Origin of the sequence: Polyangium sp. 6x1, assembly GCF_029946515.1 — a bacterium.
GTDB lineage: Bacteria > Myxococcota_A > Polyangia > Polyangiales > Polyangiaceae > Polyangium.
In genome coordinates this window covers 207,901-227,565 of the sequence record NZ_JARZHH010000008.1, presented here as the reverse complement: position 1 = coordinate 227,565, position 19,665 = coordinate 207,901, and the positions used below count along the sequence as shown (strand labels likewise).

At 68.4% G+C, this 19,665-nt stretch carries 17 protein-coding genes; 8 read left to right on the top strand and 9 right to left on the bottom strand.

The features are described 5' to 3' along the window. Positions 1-195: hypothetical protein (locus QHF85_RS11550; RefSeq protein WP_281327185.1), on the bottom strand; the 195-nt coding region annotated here is incomplete at its 3' end. A 350-nt stretch (positions 196-545) separates the two neighbouring features. On the opposite strand from QHF85_RS11550, the gene QHF85_RS11545 reads away from it, so the two are divergent. Next, positions 546-1,337 (top strand): acyl-CoA desaturase, encoded by a 792-nt coding sequence (locus QHF85_RS11545; RefSeq protein WP_281327184.1) that lies wholly within the window; start codon positions 546-548, stop codon positions 1,335-1,337. Here the strand turns inward: QHF85_RS11545 and QHF85_RS11540 are convergent. Then, positions 1,318-2,409, bottom strand: coding sequence for a hypothetical protein (locus tag QHF85_RS11540; RefSeq protein WP_281327183.1), 1,092 nt, complete (start codon positions 2,407-2,409; stop codon positions 1,318-1,320). The two genes, QHF85_RS11545 and QHF85_RS11540, sit on opposite strands and share 20 nt — an antisense overlap. A gap of 17 nt (positions 2,410-2,426) precedes the next feature. On the opposite strand from QHF85_RS11540, the gene QHF85_RS11535 reads away from it, so the two are divergent. Next, complete coding sequence (locus tag QHF85_RS11535) at positions 2,427-3,362, top strand: TIGR01777 family oxidoreductase (protein WP_281327182.1); 936 nt, start codon at positions 2,427-2,429, stop codon at positions 3,360-3,362. 327 nt (positions 3,363-3,689) lie between these two features. Here the strand turns inward: QHF85_RS11535 and QHF85_RS11530 are convergent, their stop codons facing one another. Then, the gene (locus QHF85_RS11530; protein WP_281327181.1) at positions 3,690-5,555 is read right to left on the bottom strand and encodes a HEAT repeat domain-containing protein; all 1,866 of its coding nucleotides are present in this window, start codon (positions 5,553-5,555) and stop codon (positions 3,690-3,692) included. After that, positions 5,552-7,030 (bottom strand): hypothetical protein, encoded by a 1,479-nt coding sequence (locus QHF85_RS11525; RefSeq protein WP_281327180.1) that lies wholly within the window; start codon positions 7,028-7,030, stop codon positions 5,552-5,554. The genes QHF85_RS11530 and QHF85_RS11525 overlap by 4 nt, the downstream gene beginning before the upstream one ends. Before the next feature lie 118 nt (positions 7,031-7,148). On the opposite strand from QHF85_RS11525, the gene QHF85_RS11520 reads away from it, so the two are divergent. Next, positions 7,149-7,748, top strand: a complete 600-nt coding sequence (locus tag QHF85_RS11520) for a phosphatase PAP2 family protein (RefSeq protein WP_281327179.1) — start codon at positions 7,149-7,151, stop codon at positions 7,746-7,748. Here QHF85_RS11520 and QHF85_RS11515 read toward each other — a convergent pair. Genes QHF85_RS11515 through QHF85_RS11500 form a run of 4 tightly spaced genes read right to left on the bottom strand, consistent with a single transcriptional unit; the run spans position 7,669 to position 11,984 of the window. Further along, complete coding sequence (locus QHF85_RS11515) at positions 7,669-9,888, bottom strand: bifunctional serine/threonine-protein kinase/formylglycine-generating enzyme family protein (RefSeq protein WP_281327178.1); 2,220 nt, start codon at positions 9,886-9,888, stop codon at positions 7,669-7,671. The two genes, QHF85_RS11520 and QHF85_RS11515, sit on opposite strands and share 80 nt — an antisense overlap. 22 nt (positions 9,889-9,910) lie before the next feature. Beyond that, on the bottom strand, positions 9,911-10,708 hold the full coding sequence (locus QHF85_RS11510; RefSeq protein ID WP_281327177.1) for a putative DNA-binding domain-containing protein: 798 nt from the start codon (positions 10,706-10,708) through the stop codon (positions 9,911-9,913). Continuing rightward, a complete protein-coding gene (locus QHF85_RS11505) occupies positions 10,701-11,576 on the bottom strand; it encodes a DUF692 domain-containing protein (protein ID WP_281327176.1) in 876 nt (291 codons plus the stop codon). Before QHF85_RS11505 ends, QHF85_RS11510 begins: the two co-directional genes overlap by 8 nt. 3 nt (positions 11,577-11,579) lie before the next feature. Then, positions 11,580-11,984: a hypothetical protein gene (locus tag QHF85_RS11500; protein WP_281327175.1), complete on the bottom strand. Its 405-nt coding sequence runs from the start codon at positions 11,982-11,984 to the stop codon at positions 11,580-11,582. A 358-nt stretch (positions 11,985-12,342) separates the two neighbouring features. Here QHF85_RS11500 and QHF85_RS11495 point away from each other — a divergent pair, with 358 nt between their 5' ends. Next, positions 12,343-12,957 (top strand): outer membrane beta-barrel protein, encoded by a 615-nt coding sequence (locus QHF85_RS11495; protein WP_281327174.1) that lies wholly within the window; start codon positions 12,343-12,345, stop codon positions 12,955-12,957. Positions 12,958-13,034: 77 nt separating this feature from the next. Here the strand turns inward: QHF85_RS11495 and QHF85_RS11490 are convergent, their stop codons facing one another. Further along, complete coding sequence (locus tag QHF85_RS11490; protein WP_281327173.1) at positions 13,035-14,021, bottom strand: DUF72 domain-containing protein; 987 nt, start codon at positions 14,019-14,021, stop codon at positions 13,035-13,037. Between the two features lie 378 nt (positions 14,022-14,399). Between QHF85_RS11490 and QHF85_RS11485 the strand changes: the two genes are divergently transcribed. From QHF85_RS11485 to QHF85_RS11470, 4 genes are all read left to right on the top strand, one after another. After that, complete coding sequence (locus tag QHF85_RS11485; RefSeq protein WP_281327172.1) at positions 14,400-14,882, top strand: hypothetical protein; 483 nt, start codon at positions 14,400-14,402, stop codon at positions 14,880-14,882. Positions 14,883-14,941: 59 nt separating this feature from the next. After that, the gene (locus QHF85_RS11480; protein ID WP_281327171.1) at positions 14,942-16,111 is read left to right on the top strand and encodes a methyltransferase domain-containing protein; all 1,170 of its coding nucleotides are present in this window, start codon (positions 14,942-14,944) and stop codon (positions 16,109-16,111) included. A 225-nt stretch (positions 16,112-16,336) separates the two neighbouring features. Continuing rightward, positions 16,337-18,724 (top strand): SpoIIE family protein phosphatase, encoded by a 2,388-nt coding sequence (locus tag QHF85_RS11475; protein ID WP_281327170.1) that lies wholly within the window; start codon positions 16,337-16,339, stop codon positions 18,722-18,724. 22 nt (positions 18,725-18,746) lie between these two features. Next, positions 18,747-19,664, top strand: a complete 918-nt coding sequence (locus QHF85_RS11470) for a hypothetical protein (protein WP_281327169.1) — start codon at positions 18,747-18,749, stop codon at positions 19,662-19,664. The last annotated feature ends 1 nt before the right edge of the window (position 19,665 follow it).

Below are 19,665 nucleotides of genomic sequence, written 5' to 3'. Positions count from 1 at the left end.
GCCGCCGCCCGCGCCACCGGAGCCACCGGCGCCGCCCGCGCCACCCGCGCCACCGGCGCCGCCGGCACCGCCGACGCCCGGGCCCGCGCCCGCGTCGCCACCGGCGCCGCCGGCGCCGGTGTTGTCAACGACGACACACGCCGTCAAAGCCATACAAGCCACTGCACCAAGCATCGCAAAGAATCGCATGTTCATTGGAGTTCCTCCCAGGTAAGCACCCGAGTTCGACAAGGACGGGCCGAGGCTAGCAGAGCTCTCCGCCGGGGCCAACCGGGGGGCAAGGGCCCCACGACGGAGCCGGAGCGCGAAGCATCGGAAGCAAGCGAACCTCCACGCGCGAACGGGCTCGGGTTTCCCGGTCGCCGCTTGGCCAAAAAACTTGGACGGGGACGGCGGCCGCGCATTCAAAGCGCGAAACGCCCGTCGCGCCGCGAGGCCGGGCGAGGTGGTTTCCGGACTTCCCACCGCCCTCGCTGTCCCTGGACCGACGGAAAGATGACCCAGCCGTGACGCCGCGCGCGCCTGGCGTCGCCTACGAAGGAGCGATGGCAATCGCGTTGTTCTTCGTCGGGCACTGGACGTTGTCCATTTTCTGCCAGACGTTTTTCCTTCACCGCTATGCCTCCCACCGCATGTTCACGATGAGCAAGGGCTGGGAGCGATTCTTTTATTTGCTCACGTTCGCCGCCCAGGGCTCCTCGTTCCTCGTGCCGCGGGCCTACGCCATCCTGCACCGATTGCACCACGCTCATAGCGATACCGAGCGGGATCCGCATTCACCGCGGCACACGGGCAATCCATTCGCGATGATGTGGGGGACGAGGCAGCGTTATCACGACTTCGCCTATCGCATCGAGAAACCCGAGCCGAAGTTCGACGGCGGATATCCCGAGTGGGACCTCGTCGACCGCATCGGCGGCGACTGGCCCGCTCGCCTCGCCTGGGGCACGGCGTACGTCGGTTTTTATCTCGTGTTCGCGACCGCGTGGTGGCAATTCTTGCTCTTGCCCGCGCACTTCCTGATGGGCGTCATTCACGGCGCGATCGTGAACTGGTGCGGTCACCGGTACGGATACCGGAACTTCGACAGCAAGGACGACTCGCGCAATACGCTGCCGTTCGATTTCGTCACGATGGGCGAGCTCTTCCAGAACAACCACCACCGCTTCGGTCAGGCCCCGAATTTCGCGGTGCGCGCCTGGGAGCTCGACCCGACATGGCAGGTCATTCGCCTGCTCGCCTTCCTGAAGATCATCGACCTCGGCGAGCGCCCCCAGGTCGGCCGCTACGAGCCGACCCCCGCCGTGGTCCCGTCCGTCATCGATACAGCTTCGTGAACGACTCCCGCAGGTTCTCCGGCGCGAGCGCGTCCTTGCGCCGGTGGAACTCGGGCAGCGCCGCCTGGTAGGCCTCGTCGAGGCGGAAGATCGAGTCCCGGAACTCCGGCGCGAAAATCGGCGCCGTCGCAGCCCCGAGCTCGAGGACGTCCTGGTATTGCCCGCGCTCCTTCAGAATCTGCGCCGAGAGCCCATACATGAGCAGGCCGCCGGGGATCGCGCCGAGCGCCGTCGTCGCGACGGCCGGATAACAGAGGCGCACCGTCCGCACGCCGAATCGATCGTGAATCTGCTGCATCGTCTGCCGCTGGAGCTTCTTCGCCCCCGCGAGCGGGCCCATCGCATAGACCGGATCGTCGGGCTCATAGTCGTAATCGCAAAACGATACGACGCTCTCGTCCCGCGCGAGCAAGCCCGCCGCCGCGAGCGGCTCCGCCCAGAGGAGCGATGACGTGCCCATGAACCGGTTCGTCCGCTCGATGTCCGTGTCCGTCGCGACCTCGACCTCCACGAGCCCGACACGCCGGATGTTCTCCGGTCGGCTGAAATCCGGGACCTGGAGGATCGGATCGAACGCGACGTCGATGTCCTTCACGTTCGTCGGTCCGTGCTCGACGTACCGCTTCGTCGCGCCCGCCGCGATGCCATTGACGAGGTGGACCGCCCGGTACTGGCCCTTGAGCGCCGCGACGACCTCCTCGACCGTCTCGGGTTTCGTCGCGTCCGCGTTCCAGAAGCGCGCCGTGAGCCCCTCGGCCGTCGCCGCCTCGACGAGCGCCGCGACGTGGTGGCCGCCGATCTGCATCTTCTCGCTGTCGTAGTGCACGCCGAAGACGGCCGCGCGCTCGCCGAAGAGGAGCTGCACGGCGAGGGCACGCGTGATGCCGTTCGAGCCGCCGAGGATGACGACGGCCGTGTCCTTCGCGAGGCGCGCGCCGCGCGGCCGGAGCTCGGTTCGCTGCGCGGCGAGCAGCTCCCGCGCGACGCGAGAGCCATCCTGGGCCAGCGCTTGGACGATGGCGCGGCGATCGGTGCCGCCGAGCGGGAGCTTGCGGAAGACCTCGAGGTTCATGTCGGTAGCCTCTTACCATGGTAAAGAGCGCCGTGGTGAAGACGGTCCTTTTGACGGGCGGCACCGGGTTCATCGGCCTTCGTCTCACGGAGACGCTTCTTCAGCGCGGCGACCGCGTGACAGTGCTCACGCGGGATCCGAACCGCGCCCGAAGCAAGTTGCCCCGCGGCGCGACCGCCGTCGCGTGGGATCCCGAGCACGAAGGGCCGTGGCTCGACGAGATCGGTCGCGCGTCGGCGATCGTGCACCTCGCCGGCGAGCCCGCCGCGCAGCGATGGACCGACGAGGCCCGCCGCGCGATCGTCGCGAGCCGCGTGGACTCGACGCGCCTCGTCGTCGAAGGCATCCGCCGCGCCGAGGCGAAGCCCGACGTCTTCGTGTGCGCGTCGGCCGTCGGCTACTACGGGCCGAGGCCGCCCGGCGAGCTGCTCGATGAGACGAGCTCCCGCGGGGAAGGGTTTCTCGCGGACGTGGTGGACCGATGGGAGGCCGAAGCGGCGAAGGCCGAGGCGCTCGGCGTGCGCACGGTGATGCTGCGGATCGGCGTCGTGCTCGGCGAGGGCGGCGGCGCGCTGGAGAAGATGCTCCTGCCGTTCAAGATGTTCGCAGGCGGGCCGATCGCGCCGGGCTCGCAGGTGATCGCGTGGGTGCACGCGGAGGACGTCGTGGGCCTGACGTTGCTCGCGCTCGAGGACACGCGCGCGCGCGGGCCGATCAACGTCGTCTCGCCCGAGCCCGCGACGAGCAAGGAGCTCGCCTCCGCGATCGGACACGTGATGCGCAGGCCCTCGTGGTTCACGACGCCCGAGATCGCGGTGAAGGTCGCGCTCGGCGAGGCGTCGATGGTGGTCACGACGGGGCAACGCGTCGCGCCGACCCGCGCGCAGGAGCTCGGCTACGTGTTCCAGTACCCGGCGCTCGTCCCGGCGCTCGCGTCGATCCTCAGGCCGTAGGGCGGTCCCTCGGAGCGCCTCGCGCTTCGCCGGGGAGATTGACCGTCCTTCGATCCTTCTCCCCGGCGAAGCGCCTCAAAAGACGCCGGCCGCCGGGAGTTGCCGAGAAGTCGAGCTTGTCGAGCAGCAATTTCCCGGGGGCCGGGACGGCCTAGTGAGACGCTCCCCCCGAAGCGCGCCGTCCATGAGTCCATGCATAGGCCATCTTCGTCTCGGGATCGCTCGGGACGAGTTGGAATCGCGTGTCCGGTCCCGACCTGATGTCCCCTACGAGACGTACGCGGAGACTGGAATTCACAACCTGGGAAGGCCGCTTTCCAGGGTCGATCAGCCGATGCCGCGGCTGCGGAGGACCTCGCGGACGGCCGATTGAGCCGCGCCCGAGAGGCCCGGCAGCGCGGACTTCGCGACGTCGACGAACTTCATGCCGCGCGCCCTCTTGAGGGCCTCGATCGCGGCCTGGCGCTCCTCGCGCCCGTCGTGCTCGATCACGCCGAGGAGCATCTCGGCCGCCTCCAGCGTGTCGATGCGCGCGAGCGCCTTCACCGCGGAGGCGCGCACCACGGCGCTCTGCGACTCGCGGTAGATGCGCGCGAGCGGATCGAAGGCGTGCGGAAACCTGAGCTCCTCGAGCGCCTTCGCCGCCTCCTGCACGACGCCGCCGTCGGCGTCGACGAGCGCCTCGCGCAGCGTGATGAACGTACGCTTGTAAAGGAATCGCGAGAGCGCGCGGACGACGGCGATCCGCACCTCGCGCTCGGGCCTGCGGAAGAGGGCCTCGAGCGGCGAAAGGATCGTGTAGAGCTCGACCAGCGCGAGCTGCTCGGCGAGCGCGCTGTAGAGCTGGCTCTGCGCCGTTCGTCCAGGCGAGGCCTCCTCCTCGGCCTCGATCGCGAGCGCCGTGAGCCGCGCGAGCATGGCGCGCCTTCGTGTCACCTCCGACCACGCAGACGGATCGAGCACGACGTCACCCGCGGATTGGCTCGCGCTGCCGCGTTGCTCCCACTCGACGAGATCGACGTGCCAGACCTCGGGGAAGCCGACCTCGTGGCGGAGGTGCGCCGGCAAGGGCTGGCTCTCGATCCGGAGGTCCTGCGCCTCGACGTAGCGCTTGCGCGCGTTCGTGTAGTGCTTGCGCCGCGCCTCTTCGAGGTCGAGCGCCGCGAGCTTCTCGTACACGCCGCCGACCTTGCCGTACTGGCCCGCCTCGCCGAGCGCGATCACCGCCGCGAGCAGCGCGTTCTCCGCGATCGACGGCGGCGCGCCGCGCGCCTTCGACGCCTCGGCGACCTCCTGCCAGAGGCGCGCCTGCGCCAGCGTCCCGAAGTTCGCGACGCCCGGCAGCCCCTCCTTCCGCGCGTAAGCGCTCATCTCGCGCGCGAGCGTGGCCGCGGCCGAGACCTCCTTCTGCTTCTCCGCCGCGGAGAGCGCCTCCTCGTACGATTGGAGCGCGTAATATCGCAGGTGATCCTCGCGCAGGATGCGGATCACGTTCACGTAGCCCTCGAGCACGTGCTCGAACTCGCCGCTCTCCCGGCCGATCGCGATGAGCACCTGGTAGCAGTCGAACGCGCGCTCGCGCTGGCCGATCGTCTCGTACCGATCCGCCGCCTCTTCGAGCAGGTGCACCGCCGCCACCACCGCCTCGCGCGCGGCCGCGGGTTCGCCCGTGCGCGTCGACGTCCGCGCGAGGTTGAAGCGCGCGAGCCCCGCCGCGTAGAAGTCCCCGCCCGACGCGCCGAGGATCTGCGACAGGCGCGACCAGAGCGCGCGCGCCCGGTACAGATCGCCGCCGCGCTCCCGCGCGATCGCCGCCTGCGCCACGAGGCCCGCCGACTCGTACTCGTCCGCGGCCTTCGCGTAGAGCGCCTGCTTGCGCGACGCGTCCTCGGCCCGATCCGCCCACGCGAGGTAGGTGCGCGCGCGATCGATCCCCGGCACGCGCCCGCTCGCGACGAGGTCACGCTGCCCCTTCTCGCTGCCCGTGTACCAGTCGAGCGTGAGCGCGCCGCGCAGGTCGCCGATCGCGACGAGCACCTCGCGCAGATCGCGGACCGCGGCGGCGTACTCCTCCTCGCGCGCGATGGTCTGCCCGAGCGCCGTGACGAGCGCTTGCCTCGCGCGCCCGAGGTCGCCCCGCGCGCTCGCCGTCCGCGCTTCTTCGCGCAGATCCGATACCGGCCGGCCGCTCACGCCTCTGCCCCTTTCGCCGCGCCCTTGCCCGCCTCTTCGCCGGAGGACGCCGTCGTCTGATCGAGGATCGACCGCGCCGCGTTGGCCCGCGCCGAGCCGCTCGACAAGGTCGCGTGATCGACGACCCAGTGCGCGTCGAGCAGGTCGAGGTAGTCGAGGTCGAGCTTGCCGCCCGAGGGCAGGATGAACACGGCCGCGATGTGCGCCGAGCGTCGCACCGCCTGGACCATCTCGCGCGGGATGTAGAGCGCCGCGTGCGTGAAGAGGTGCACGACGGGCGCGCGTGGATCGCGGTGGCGGTGCAGATCGAGCTCCGTCGAGAGCTCCGCGAACACGCGCGCCGGGTTGCGACCGCGCTCGCCCTTGAACGAGAGCACGTGCGCCGTCGGCAGCTTGTCCCCGTGCGCCCGGTGGATCTCGTAGAGCCGCGCGTCGAAGAAGCGGAACGCCACGTCCTCGCCTTCGAGCAAGAGCTTCTTCGCCGTGGCGATCGCCATCCCCCGCGCGAACGTCTGCCGGTCGCCGCGCATCGACGCCGACGCGTCGACGAGCAGGTAGTGGACCCGCTTCTGCTCGTCGCGGCTCTGCTCGCGCGCGTAGTAGAGCACCTCGTTGTCGAGCAGCCTCCGCGCGAGCTCGAGGTCGTCCCAGGCGAGCTCCGTGAGCACGAGCCCGTCGATCGATCCGCGCGTCCCGATGCCCGAGTAGCCGTGCGCCGCCGTCGTCCCCGCCGCGGGCCGCGTCTTCGTCTCCAGCACGCTCGGCAGGATCTCCAGCGAGAAGTTCACGATGTCGTTCGCCTCCGGCGACTCGAGCGCCGCGAGCAGATCGACCTGCGTCAGCGCGCCGCCCGCGCCTTCCGCGCCGAGCATGCCGAAGAGCCGCAGCGTGTCGAGGTCGAGCGCGTCCGTCATCGTCAGCACGAAGAGCCGCGAGACCTCCAGCGCCGAGAGCGCCGATGCCTCGAAGCCGCGCCGCGCCGTGGAGAAGAGCTGCGGAAGCTGCGGGTCGAGCCGCTCGAAGAGCGACGCATCCATCGGCACCGCCGCGCGATACGCCGGCGGCACGTTCACGCGCGACGCGACCGCGCCGAGCAGCCGCGAGAGCAGCACGATGACGAGGTCGTCGCTCATCTTGAGCTCCGGCGCGCGCCGCGCCGCCTCGCTCTGCCCGAGCTCTTCGAGCACGCGCCGGTAGCCTTCGAGGAGCCGCGCGAGATCCGGCATCCCGCGCGCGATCGATGCGGGCTCGCAGCGCGGCCCGATCTCCACGTGATCCCGCGACGTCGCGAAGAGCAGGCCCACGTCGTGCACGAGCGCGAACGGCAAGACGACGCCGAGCCGACCGAGCCCCTCGTGCCACTTCACCGCCCGCAGCGCGAGCACGGTGCTCCCAGGGCGCACCTGGGACAAGGCGAGGGAGCCGAGCGGCCCCGTCACCGACGTATCGCCGAGGAGATGGTCGGGGACCGGCACGGCCAGACAACCTAGCAGGGCTTCGTCCCGAGGGGGACGCCTCGCGCGCCCCGCTCTCCGCGCGAGCGCGTGTCGAACCGCCGAGCGTTCGGCGCTCCAAGGAATATCCTCTCCGCGTTTGCACCTCCTCGATGTGATCTCGGCGGCCGACGAGGCCCTCCTCCGCGCGGCCCGCGGCTCGCCTGCTTGGGCCACGCCCCTCTTCGTCGCCGTCACCTTCATCGGCGGAGGCTGGGGCATGCTCGGCCTCATCCCCTTCCTCGCGCGTGAAAAGACCCGCGCCACGACCACGCGCCTCATCGCCGCGCTCGTCGTCACGAGCGCCCTCGTCTCCACCGTGAAGGCCCTCGTCGGCCGCGTCCGCCCCTGCGACGCGCTCGCCGCCTGCGAGCCCGTCTTCATCGCTTCACCCGGCGGACACTCGTTCCCGAGCGGACACGCCGCCGGCTCGTTCACCTTCGCCGCGTTCGTCGCTTCCGTGCGCCCGACGCTCGCCGTCCCCGCGTTCGTCTTCGCCGCGCTCGTCGCCTGGTCGCGTTGCTTCCTCGCCGTGCACTACCCGAGCGACATCCTCGTGGGCGCGCTCGTCGGCACGTCGATCGGGCTCGTCGCGGCGAGGCTCCGCTCGCGCTTGGACCTCAAAGGTTCATCACGCAGCGGAACCCGATCACCGGCGTCGTCGCGTCCGGCACCTGGTGGAAGCGGAACGCCGGATTGAGCCACTGCTGCACGCCGCCGTTGAAGCCGCCGCCGCGGATCGCCTTCCGGTCACCCGCGGGCGCGCCCTTCGGGTTGATCTGCTCGTCGTCGGCCTTGTAGGTCTCGTACCAGTCCGCGGTCCACTCCCACACGTTGCCGACGAAATCGTCCGCGCCGAAGCGCGTCTTGCCCTGCGGGAAGCTGCCGACGGGCGCCGTGCCCGGGAAGCCGTCGTCGATCTCGTAGAGCGTGCCCGTGAGCTTCAGGCCTTGCGCCTTCTCCCACGCCGCCCACTCCTTGCCGCCCGCGTTCATGTGCCCCGCCGCGGCCTCGTCCGCGCCCCACGGGAACTTGCGACCGTCGGAGCCGCGCGCCGCGTACTCCCACTCGGCCTCCGTGGGCAGGCGCTTCTTACGGAACTTGCAGTAGCCGTCGGCCTGGAACCAGCTCACGCAGTTGACCGGGTGGTTCTCGCGCCCCGTTTTGCCGAACGTGCAGAACTCCGAGTACGACTCGCGCTTCTTCTCGTGCTCCTCGTCCGTGCTCCCGGCCGTCTTCGGCCAGTTCGGCGCGGCCTCCGGGCGCTTGCATTCGCCCTGATCCGAGCACTCCTTGTACTCGGCCGCCGTCACTTCGTGCAGGTCGACGCAGAACGTGTCGAGGATGACCTTGTGCGCCGGTTGCCACAGCTTGAACGACGGCTCGTCCGAGCCCATGAAGAACTTGCCGCCGGGCACGAGCACCATCCCCGCCGGGCACTCCGTCGGCCGCGCAGCCGCCGCGATCGCCGACGCGCTCGCGTTCGGCGCCGCGCTCGCCACGGGCGCGGACGAGGCCACGGTCGGCGTTCCCCCCGAGGGCTTCGTGAACATCTTGTAGGCAGCGAAGCTGCCGCCGAGCAGCGCGATCGCCGCGATGGCAGCGAACGCCATGAGCCCCTTGCCCTGATCCGGCGTCGGCGCGTTCCCCGTCGGCATCGGCGCGCCCGGCGGCGTCGCGATCGATCCTGGCGCGTCCTGCGTCGTGCGTTGCGCCGTGCCCTGCGGCATCGGCAGCGACGGCGCTCCATCCATCACCGCGGTGCCGCCGGTCGGACGCGGCAACGTCTCCTGCAGCGGACCTGGCAGGCTCGCGCGCGACGCGGACCTGCCGCCCGGCGACGACGTGATCGACGACGACACGCCGCTCGTCGTCCCCGGGTTCCACGCGATGTCCGGGAACACGGCCTCGTGCAGCGCCGCCCAGAAGCGGCCCATCGACGGGTACCGGTCCGTCGGCGCGACGGCGAGCGCCTTCTCGAACACCGCCTCGACCTCGGGCGAGACCTGCACGCCGAACGTGCGTGGCGTCGGCCTGCGCGTCGGATCGCGGCTCGCGACGGCGAACTGGATGAAGTCCTCGCCTTCGAACGCCGGGACCCCGCCGCGCAGCACCTCGACCATGATGAGCGCCATCGCGAACACGTCGGTCCACGGCCCCGTCGCGCCGTACGATCGGCTGAACTGCTCGGGCGCCCCGTAGTTCGGCGTGAACGCGGTGATCTCCTTGCCCGTCTGTGCGAGCTCGGCCGTCGCCGCCGCGTGATCGGCCATCACCTTCGCGATGCCGAAGTCGAGGATCTTCGTGAACGGCGAGGGCCCGCGCGGATCGCCGATGACGAAGATGTTCGCGGGCTTGATGTCGCGGTGCGCGATGTTCTTCGCGTGCGCGATCTCGAGCGCCACCGCGACCGGCTCGAGCAGCGCGAGCGCCTCGTGGATCTCGCGCGGCTTCGCGCCGCTCACGCGCTCCACGAAGAGCACGTGATCGAGCGTCTTTCCTTCGAGCCACTCGAGCACCATGTACGGGATCCACATCCCGTCCGCGGTCGTGAACTTGCCGATGTCGCGCGCCTGCACGATCGCCGCCGATCGACTCGACAGGCTCGCGAGCAGGCGGCCCTCCTGGATGAACCCGTCGAGCAGCTCGTCGCGTTTGTTCTCGGGCGCTTGCGCGAGGATGCGGAAGCACTTGATCGCGACAGGCTGCTGCCAGATGAGGTGCTCGGCGCGGTAGACGACGCTGAAGCCACCTTCGCCGATGAGCGCGTCGATCCGGTATTTCTCGGCGAGGATGGTCCCCGTGATGCCGAGCGGGTCCTGTTGCGTGCTCGTCGTCATGGAAAAACGCGGAGGTGTCGGCTCATGGTCGTTCGCCCGCGACTATACCCTGCTCGCCCGCCGCGTGCGTGTCGGGATCGTGATTTCCTTGCTCGACCGCGCCGAGGACCACCCCGCGCTCCCCGAGGTCCGCGAGCACCTCCGCCGTGCCTCGCAACACCGCGTCGCCCATCGGCTCCCCGAGCGCCGCGCACGCCGTCGTCACCGCCTCCCCAAGCCGAGCGCCCCCGAGGAGCCGCTCGAGGATCGCGGCCGCGAGCGGCGAGAGCACGAGGCACCGGACCTCGTGCGCCCTGTCCCGGTACAGAAGCAAGGCCGTAAGCTCTTCTTGCGGCTCGCCCGGTGTGTCCTCGGGCAAGCGGTGCACGGCCCACGCATACCGAGCGACCCGGGCCGCGCCGCCGAGCCGCACCGCCCGATCGAGCGCGAGCGGCCCGCCGCTCGGCGCGTCCGCCACGTTTGCCGCCGCGACCTCGAACCGCGCGACCTCGTAACGCCCGAGATCTGGAATCCACCGCGGAACGAGAGGATCCTCCGTCCACCGCGTAGCAGCCCAGCCGACGAGCTCGGCCGAGGCGTCGCGCAAGTACGGCGAGCTCGGCAGCGCCTCGTCGATCCAAGCCTCCACGGTCGCCTCGAATCGCGCCCCGAGCGCGGCCGCCGTGCGTGGCATCTGCGCCCGCACGGCCCCCATGATGCCGCGGCGAACGAGCGACCTGTAGACGCCGATCCGCGTCTCGTCCGGCGGCCCCTGCACGACGGCCGCGAACGACGCCGCGACCTCGGCGATCGCGGCCCGCCCTTCCTCTTCTTCAGCCACGCGCTCGTGCCTCCCGCGCCGCGAGCCCTGCCTGGTAGGCCGCCTCGACCCGCGACAGCTCCCCGAGCAACTCGTCGAGCGGCGGGATCGCGTGATCCCGCTCCAGCACCACCGGCACGGGCCCCGTCCGCTCGATCGTCCACGTGAGCAGCGACAGCACCTCGCCGAGCACGTCCGCGCCGTGCGTGTCGATCACGAGGCCCGTCCCTTCGCGCTTCTCGTGCCCCGCCACGTGGATCGCGGCGACGCGATCGAGCGGGATCCCGGCGAGGAACGCGAGCGGATCCGTGCCGTCGTTGATCGCGTTCACGTACACGTTGTTCACGTCGAGCAGAAGTTTTGACCCCGAACGATCGAGCACCTCGGCGAGGAACGTCGCCTCGTCCATCTCCGGCGCGCCGGGCACGACGTACCGCGTGATGTTCTCGACCACCATCGGCAGCCCGAGCCGATCCTCGGCCTCTCGCAAGCGCGTGGCCACGTACGCCGCCGCGCCCTGCGTCAGCGGCAGCGGCAAGAGCTCGTGCGCCATGCGCCCACCGAACCCCGAGAAACACAGGTGGTCCGAGTGGAACGGCACGCCGAACCGCCGCGTGAAGGCGGCGAGCTCGCGCATGTACGCGTCGTCGAACGGATCGAGCCCGCCGAGCGACATCGAGAGACCGTGCGAGAGCAGCGGAAAGCGCGCGGCGATCCGCTCGAGCGCGGCCGGGACGAACCCGCCCCGGCGCATGTAGTTTTCCGGCGCGACCTCGAAGAAACGCGCGGGGCCAAGGGGCGCGTCCGCCTCGACCCGCGCGAGCACGTCGTCGAGGAAGTCGAAGCGGAGCCCGAGCCCGACCCCTGGGATTGTCGACCTGAGAGCCACCCTTCAGGCGCAGGAACCTTCGCCGCAGGCCGCCTCTGTGCCCTTCTTCGCAGCAGCCTTCTTCGCAGCGGGCTTCGCCGTGGGCGCCGCCTTGGCCGGGGCGGGCGCCGCTGCCTTGGCCGGGGCGGGCGTCGCCGCGGGCGCGGGCGTCGCCGCCGCCGCGGGCGCTGCCGCCGCCGGAGCCGCCGCCGCCGGCGCTTCCGTGGGCGTGGCGGCCGCGTTCGTCGCGCCTGCCGCCTCCGTCCCCGCCGTCGACTCGGCCTTCTTCTCGTCCGTCGCGGCTTGCGCGGGCGCCTCGGCCTGCGGCTCCTCGGCGGCCTTCACGGGCTCTTGCGTCCCGGCACAACCAGCGATCATCGCACTCGCCCCGAGCGCCGCGAGGGTCTCGTAAATGCTCTTCGCGTTCATCGTTTGCTCCTCGATGCTTGCACCACCAACTACGGCCTCCACCCCCGCGCGGATCCCCGACTCGAGTCCCGCGCCCCTCCCCGAAGCCTTCGGCGTCGCTCCTCTACTTTCGGTCCGAAGCGCCTCGGGCGGCAACAAGAAAGGCTTGACAGCCCCCGACGCCCCCGCCTTTGCGGCGTGACGCCGCGCCTCGCGTGGCCGCTGTCCGCTCTCACGGCAAGGTTCAGGTCCGGGCCGGCCGTCTGGACGTGCAGGGTCCGACCTGCACAGCCTCCATGGCCCGCAGCATGCACAGGGACGCATGCAAGGCGAGACTCGCTCTCGGCAAGGACCTCGAGCATTCGCTGAGGAGGAAGCAATGACCACCGCACGAATCGTGGCGGCTCTCGTGGCTTGTGCCGCACTGGGAGCGCCGACTTTGGCCCACGCGCAGGACACACGGCGAGGCATGCCTCCCGCCGATCAGCCCATGATCCGCGAGATCCCGCGGCCGACGGCGTTCACCGTGGAAGGCGGCGCGGGCATCGTCGGGTTCCTCAGCGGCGTCGGCGGCGTCGGCCCGGGCTGGAACGTGCGCGTCACCGGCATGATCAACGATCGCTGGGCGGTCGAGGGCAACTACCTCGGAAGCGCCAACACCCGCGCCGATACCCGCACCCAGCTCGTGATGACATCCCTCGACGCGGGCATCCGTTACAACCTCGCCGAGGCGAACCGCCTCCCGCTGCAGCCCTTCGTCGCCGGCGGCGTCGGCTACGCCGGCTTCGCGGGTCGCTACGGCGACGGCTTCACGCTCGTCGTTCCCGTCGCTGTGGGCGCGGACCGCATGCTCACGGAGAACATCAAGGTCGGCGCGCGCTTCAACTACCGCCCGGCCTTCTTCGACCACCTGGGCGCGCCCAACATCCCGGTCGGTGACCAGCCCGGCGCCGACACGTGGAACCTGCTCGCGCAGATCGGCGGCGGCTTCTGAGCATCCGATCCTGATCCTACATAAGGAGGGGCGGACCCGCCGAGGTCCGCCTCTCCTCAGCCATCGGGGCGCACGCCTCAGCGGCCCGCCACGATCCGCCGCGCGAGCGCGCGCACGGTCAGCGGCGCCGATCCTTCCACCTTGTTGTTCACGATCACCATGAGGCTTCGCCCCTCCCGGGCGCAGCGCGCGGCGACCTCCACGACGTCGGCGCGGGTCTCCTCGTCCGTGGCCACGATCTTGTCGAACGGCGCGCAGATCCGCTTCCGGTCCTCGTACCTCTCGCCGGGGCGGATGGACAACCGGCACACGACGAGCGGCGCCGTCAGGATCTTCGGCACGGCGAGCTGCCGTCCGATCGAGGGCATACGCTCCCAGAGGCCGAGCACGTGCGTCACGCCGTGCCGCGCGAGCACGTCGAGGTATGCCCTCGAAAGCAACTCGGGGTTGCGGAGCTCCACGGCGTAACGAAACGATCGCGGCGCGGCTTCGAAGAAACGGTCGAGCCGCTCGGCGAGCTCGCCGGCGTCCATCCGCTCCTCGGCGCGCATCGGCGAGAGCACGAGCAAGAGGACGCCGACGTTCCGGGAAAAACTCTTCACGATCGGAGCGAGTACGCGCTCCTCGAACGCGTGTGGATCGAGGAACCAGGGCGAGCGCTGTCCCGTGTGGGGATCTCGCCGCGCAACGATTCCGCTCCACACCTTCATCGCGCATCCGTACCCGTCGGGCAGATCGTCGCGGTAGCGCGCGAGCTCCTCGGCGCGCAGCGGCGCGTAGTAGCTCCGATCGATCCCTACGGTCCGGAACAACGGGTTTCGCGCGTAGAGCCGTAGCCCGTGCGTGGTGATTTCACGCTCGGGGATATCCTTGGGGTAGAAAATTCCTCGCCATCCTGGGAACGTCCATGTCGACGTTCCGAGGCGAACGGAGGGGGCGAGCATCGCGGCGATCGCGCGATCTGCATCGACCTCGGGAAGCTCGGGCTCTGGCTTGCCCGAGAACAACACGAGCTGCTTCATGGGAAACACCTTCGGCCGGGCGAGCCGCGACGAACCTAGCATGCGAGGATCGTTTCGTCTCGCCGCGGACAAACCCGAGGGTTTGGCGCCGGCTTTCGGGTGAACTGCGCTACAGGGCCGCGCTGCTTCTACCGTTCTACGTGGGCTTCGTGCTTCGCTCGCAGGCGTGTGAAGGATCGTGATAGGGGTGGCACGGTAGCTGCTACCCGCGCGTGCGCGAACGGCCGCTTGCGAAGCATGTTGAGACACGTCGCGAGGCATCACGGTTGGACAGACGGCACTCGACGTCGACGTCGGGACCGGCTAGCCTTTCTAGGCCGACGGTCGGCCGCCTTCGAGGTCCCGATGTCGATTGTCAAGACCATCACCCCGGCTCCACCGATGGAAGCCGACTTCGCGTCGAGCCGATACAGGATGATCATGGCGGCCCGCTTTACGGTGGGCGGCTTTGCTCGGGAGTGGGCACACTGCCATCTGCTCGCGAACTATCTCGCCCGTTACGTGAGCGCGAACGAGGGGGACCCGGAGCGTCACGCGACGCTGCTTTCGACGTTCATCAACGAGCTGCTCGAGGTCATCTATCGCAACCACGCGGCAGACGGGCAGATCGAGCTCATCTTCCGCAAGCGGGGCCGGCACGTGATCCTGCAGATCGCGCTCCCGGTCACCGAGCAGAATCGAGTGTTCTATCGTATGGCCGTGCAGATCGTGAACCAGCCCGATCTGAAGAGCTGGTATCGCGCCAGGCTCGAGGAGCCGGCCGAGGGCGAGGATACGATGCTCGGTTTGCTCGAGCTCGCTGCGGTATACGCCTGTACTTTGACGATATCCGAGCCACCCGGCCAGGACAGGATTAGCCTCTTCCTGGAGCTCCCAGAGGTCGACGAGATGGGGGAGGTATGAGCAATTCCATTGCTCCGGCGTCGTCTGGCACGCCTTCGTCCGGCGTTCCGCCGTCGTGCATGCCGGTCGCACTCAACATGCGCTTGACGGGGGACAAGGAGCAGGAGGTGACCCTGACGGGCACGCTCCGGCCCTTCGTCGCCGAGGAGATGGCGTCGGTCCGGCGGTCGCTCGAGCAGGCCGCCTGGAGCGCGCGCGGTGCGTTGTGCGTGAACTTGAAGCGCCTCAAGTACATGAACAACGTGGCGTTCCTCGAGCTCAACCGCTTCGTGCGGTGGGCGGCGAGCGCGCGTCCGGACTTGCGCGTCAAGTTCATTCTGTCGAGCGTCATTCCCTGGGCCATACGCAAGTTCCAGGTGATCGCCGAGCTTTATCCGAACGTCACGATCGAGGTCTACGACAAGGCCTTCTATCCGATCCAGCACGTCATCGAGGACGACGAGTTCATCAACGTCCTCCGCACCCAGGAAAAGATCATCTGGGAGCACGAGCAGGAGAAGCTCGCCTGGCACGGTATGCGACCCGGGCTCCGGGTAGCGGACATCTGCTGCGGCCTCGGGGACTTCGCCATCCTGCTCCAGCGTGATTTCCGGCCCGAGTACCTCGTCGGCGTCGATCACTCGAAGCCCTTCCTGCGGTATGCCCGTCAGGTCGTCTCGGACTTCGGGCTGGAGAACATCGAGTATCAGTACGGCGACGCCGCGGCGCTGCTCTTGCCGGACAGCTCGTTCGACTTCGTGACGTGCCGTCTGTCCTTGCAGGTCTTCAATGAGCCGCAGCACATCCTGCGTGAGCTCCTCCGGATATGCAAACCCGGCGGCCGCATCTATATCACGAACGAGCTCATGGCTGGTATCGTGGCTCACCCCGGCGAGAATCTCATACGCTGGACGTATGACAAGGTCATCGAGATCGGCCACTCGCTCGGTATGGACATGGATACCGGGTTGAAGACGAGGGAGATCCTCACCGACGCTGGCCTCGAGGACATCAAGATCCACCTCATCGACATCAACAACATGAACTCCGATCCGAATGATTTCGGGAAGGTCGTCGAGAGCTGGACTTACGTGACGGGGCAGATGTGCATGCGCAGCTCGCAGCCGCCGGAGGTCTTCGAGCGGATCAAGGAGGGCCTCATGGCCCACGTCGAGGCCATCAACAGTGATCGTGGCTTCGCCTCGTGGCCCATCTATGCCGGCTCGGGTCGCAAGCCCTTCCGGGCATGATCGTGCCACGCGAGCCCCTGGCGCGTGCCTCGGAGACGCCGCGCCGGGGGCGCGCATGTCGAGCGGATGACGGTCCCTGCGCTCGGCGCTGCATCCAGGGACGAACGACGACGGCCTGTGAGGTTGCCCGCATGTTTTCGTATGGCTTTCCGGCGGAAAACCGTCTAGTTCTGAGCGAGACGCGGTCTCTGCGCGCTGGCCGCGTCGTCCAGGAGGATCCGGGCCGTGTCGTCCGATCGCGGTAATCAACCAGGCCAGAGCCCGCCGAGCGGAATCCTCGCGCGGCTCAACAAATTCAACACCAAGTTTCTCCTGGTGACGGGCATCAGCGTCATGCTCGGCGCGGCGCTGAACGTGATGGTCGCGCGCACGGGCCTGCTCCAGCTGAGCGACCGATCGCGCGCCGAGATCGATCAGGGTCTCACGGCGGCGACCCGCGAATACCTGACCAAATCCATCGAAGACAAGGTCAAGTACACCGACTACCAGCTCGGCCATGCCGAGAAGGACCTCGAAACGCTGTCGGCGATCATGCAGAACATGATCGATCACGACACGGAGCTCGAGCCTGTGTTCCGGGAAGCCGCGAACACGCCGCTCCTCAAGGACAAGCTCGTCTACAACAAAGCGTCGGACTGGTACGAGAACGGCAGCGACGAGCCCGCCGTCGTCACCGCGTGGGGATACCTCGGCGACAAGAACACGGGCACGCTGAAGCCGGAGACGCAGGCGCAGATCGATCGCACCGCCGTGCTCGATCTGATCATGCCCGTGATGGCGACCCACGGCGCGAACAAGCTCCAGATCTATTACGTCGGGCCGCACGAGATCCCGATCGCGCGCCTCACGCCCTACGTCGACATCGGCGGGTACTGCGACAAGACGGCGCCCGGCCACAACGAGAAGAACTACTACGACTACTTCTTTCCGGGGTTGCACGACGGCTGGCAGAAGTGGCTGGCCGAACCCGATGGCTTGAAGAAGCGGCAGTCCCTCATCACCGTGATCCCCCCGTATGAGGACGCGGCCGGCCAGGGGCTCGTGATGACGCTCTTCCACCCTTTGTGGACGAAGGATCGCAAGGGCTTCGGAGGGGCGATCGGCTTCGATATCGCGCTCGCGAAGATCGTGGAGTCGATCAAGGACGTGAAGCTCGCCGAGACGGGCTTCGCCTTCCTCGCGCAGTCGGACGGCAACGTCCTCGCCGTGAACGAGGCGGGCGCCACGCGGCTCGGCCTGAAGGTCAGCGCGGAGAAGGGCGGCGACGGCGGCCTCGCGATGCTCAAGCAGGCCTTCAAGGACAGCAAGGAGCCCGCGATCGCGACGCTCAAGCTGCCCGACAACGTGAACGTCGACTATCACGACATCACGCTGGACAACCGGCCGCACATCATCGTGCTCCAGCGACTCCGTACGCTCGACGGCCTGGTCAACGGCGCGATCGTGCCCGATCACTGGACACTCGGCTTCGTCGTGCCCAAGGAGGAGCTCTACCGTTCGCTCGATCGCGCGCAGGCGACCATCGAGCAGACGCGGACGAGCCTCACGAAGAGCCAGGGCCTCATCACGATCGGCTCCCTCGTGATCGTGATGCTCGGCGTCTACCTCGTCGCGCGTCGCATGACGGGCGCGCTCGTGGCGCTCTCCGAGGGCGCGTCGCGCATGCGTGAAGGCGACTACGGCGTGCGCGTCGAGGTGCGGAGCGGCGACGAGATCGGCCAGCTCACGGGCGCCTTCAACGAGATGGCGGCCGAGATCCGGGCCCACACGAACAACCTCGAGCAGCTCGTCAAGGCACGGACGGGTGAGCTCGAGGACGCGAACAAGGAGATCATGAGCCTCAACGCCCAGCTCGCGCAGGAGAACCTGCGGCTCGGCGCGGAGCTCAACGTGGCGCGGCAGCTCCAGCTCATGGTGCTCCCGCCCGCGCAAGAGCTGCAGGAGATCAAGGACCTCGACATCGCGGGGTACATGTCGCCCGCGGACGAGGTCGGCGGTGATTATTACGACGTTCTCCGCGGCAACGGCGTCATCAAGATCGGCATCGGCGACGTGACCGGGCACGGCCTCGAGAGCGGCGTGCTCATGCTGATGGTGCAGACCGCGGTCCGTACGCTGCTCGCCAGCAACGAGACCGATCCCACGCGGTTCCTCGGCATCGTCAACAAGGTCATTTACCAGAACATCCAGCGCATCAGCTCGGACAAGAACCTCACGCTGTCGCTGATGGACTACAGCGATGGCAAGCTCCGGCTCACCGGGCAGCACGAGGAGGTCATCGTCGTGCGTGCTTCGGGCGAGCTCGAGCGCGTGGACACGACCGGGCTGGGGCTCCCGGTGGGCATGGACGAGGACATCACCGATTTCCTCTCCAACACGGAGATCGATCTGGAGTCGGGGGACGTCGTCGTTCTCTTCACGGACGGGGTGACGGAGGCGGAGCGCACCGACACGGCGCAGTACGGCGTCGAGCGGCTATGCGAGATCGTCTCTCAGAATCACAAGAAGACGTCGCAGGAGATCAAGGACGCGATCATCGAGGACCTGATGAACCACATCGGCACGAACAAGGTCTACGATGACATCACCGTGTTGGTCATCAAGAGGCTATGACGCGTAGGAGACCGGCAACACTATGAGTGAGATCATTGGCGTCTATTCGCTGGACGACTCGTTCAGCGAGCACATGTCGTTGACCCTGTACCCGGATTCGTTCGCGGTGCGGTGGAGCCTCTGCAACCTCACGGCGAACTTCATGGCGGAGTACTTCGCCGAGCTCTTTCCGGACGCGGACAACGACGGGAAGCTCATCAGCCGGGCGGAGGTCAGCGGCGCGGTGAGCTACGTGCTCAACGAGCTCGTGGAGAACGCCGTCAAGTTCAACCGCAGCGGTGACATCAACGTCACGGTTGGGATTGGCAAGGAAGATCTGGTGTGCCTGGTGAGCAACCACATCGCCAACGGCGAGGTGCCTCCGCTGCGGGAGAAGCTGCTCGAGCTCTCGCGTGAGGACCCGGGAGAGCTTTTGCGTCGCCAGGCCGAGGCCAATGCCGAGGATGTCGAGGCGACGGGCTCCGGGCTCGGGTATCTCATCATCATGAGCGACTATGGCGTGAGCCTGGGGTGGAAGCTCGATCCGGTCTCAGCGCAGAACACTTGCATCAGGACGATGGCGCGGCTGCCCATCTTGAAGGAAAGGGCCAGAATGGAAATCAAAGGTGGTAACTATCGAGTCTGGTATGACCCGTCGGAGGTCACGGTCTACTTCGAGGGTATCTTGCGCCTCGGCGGGCCGCAGGAATACCAGCCGATCGAGGATCTCCTCGAGAAGGTCCTCCTGGGCAATGCCAAGTCGATCACGATCGACATGCGCACGCTGAACTTCCTGAACAGCTCCGGGATCAACGTGCTCTACAAGTTCGCGATCGCCATGCGGAAGAAGGGCGACGTGCAGCTCGTCGTCCGGGGCTCGAAGGCCATTCCGTGGCAGGGCAAGTCGCTCCCGAACCTGAAGAAGTTCAACCAGAACTTCGAGATGATCTTCTGTGACTGAC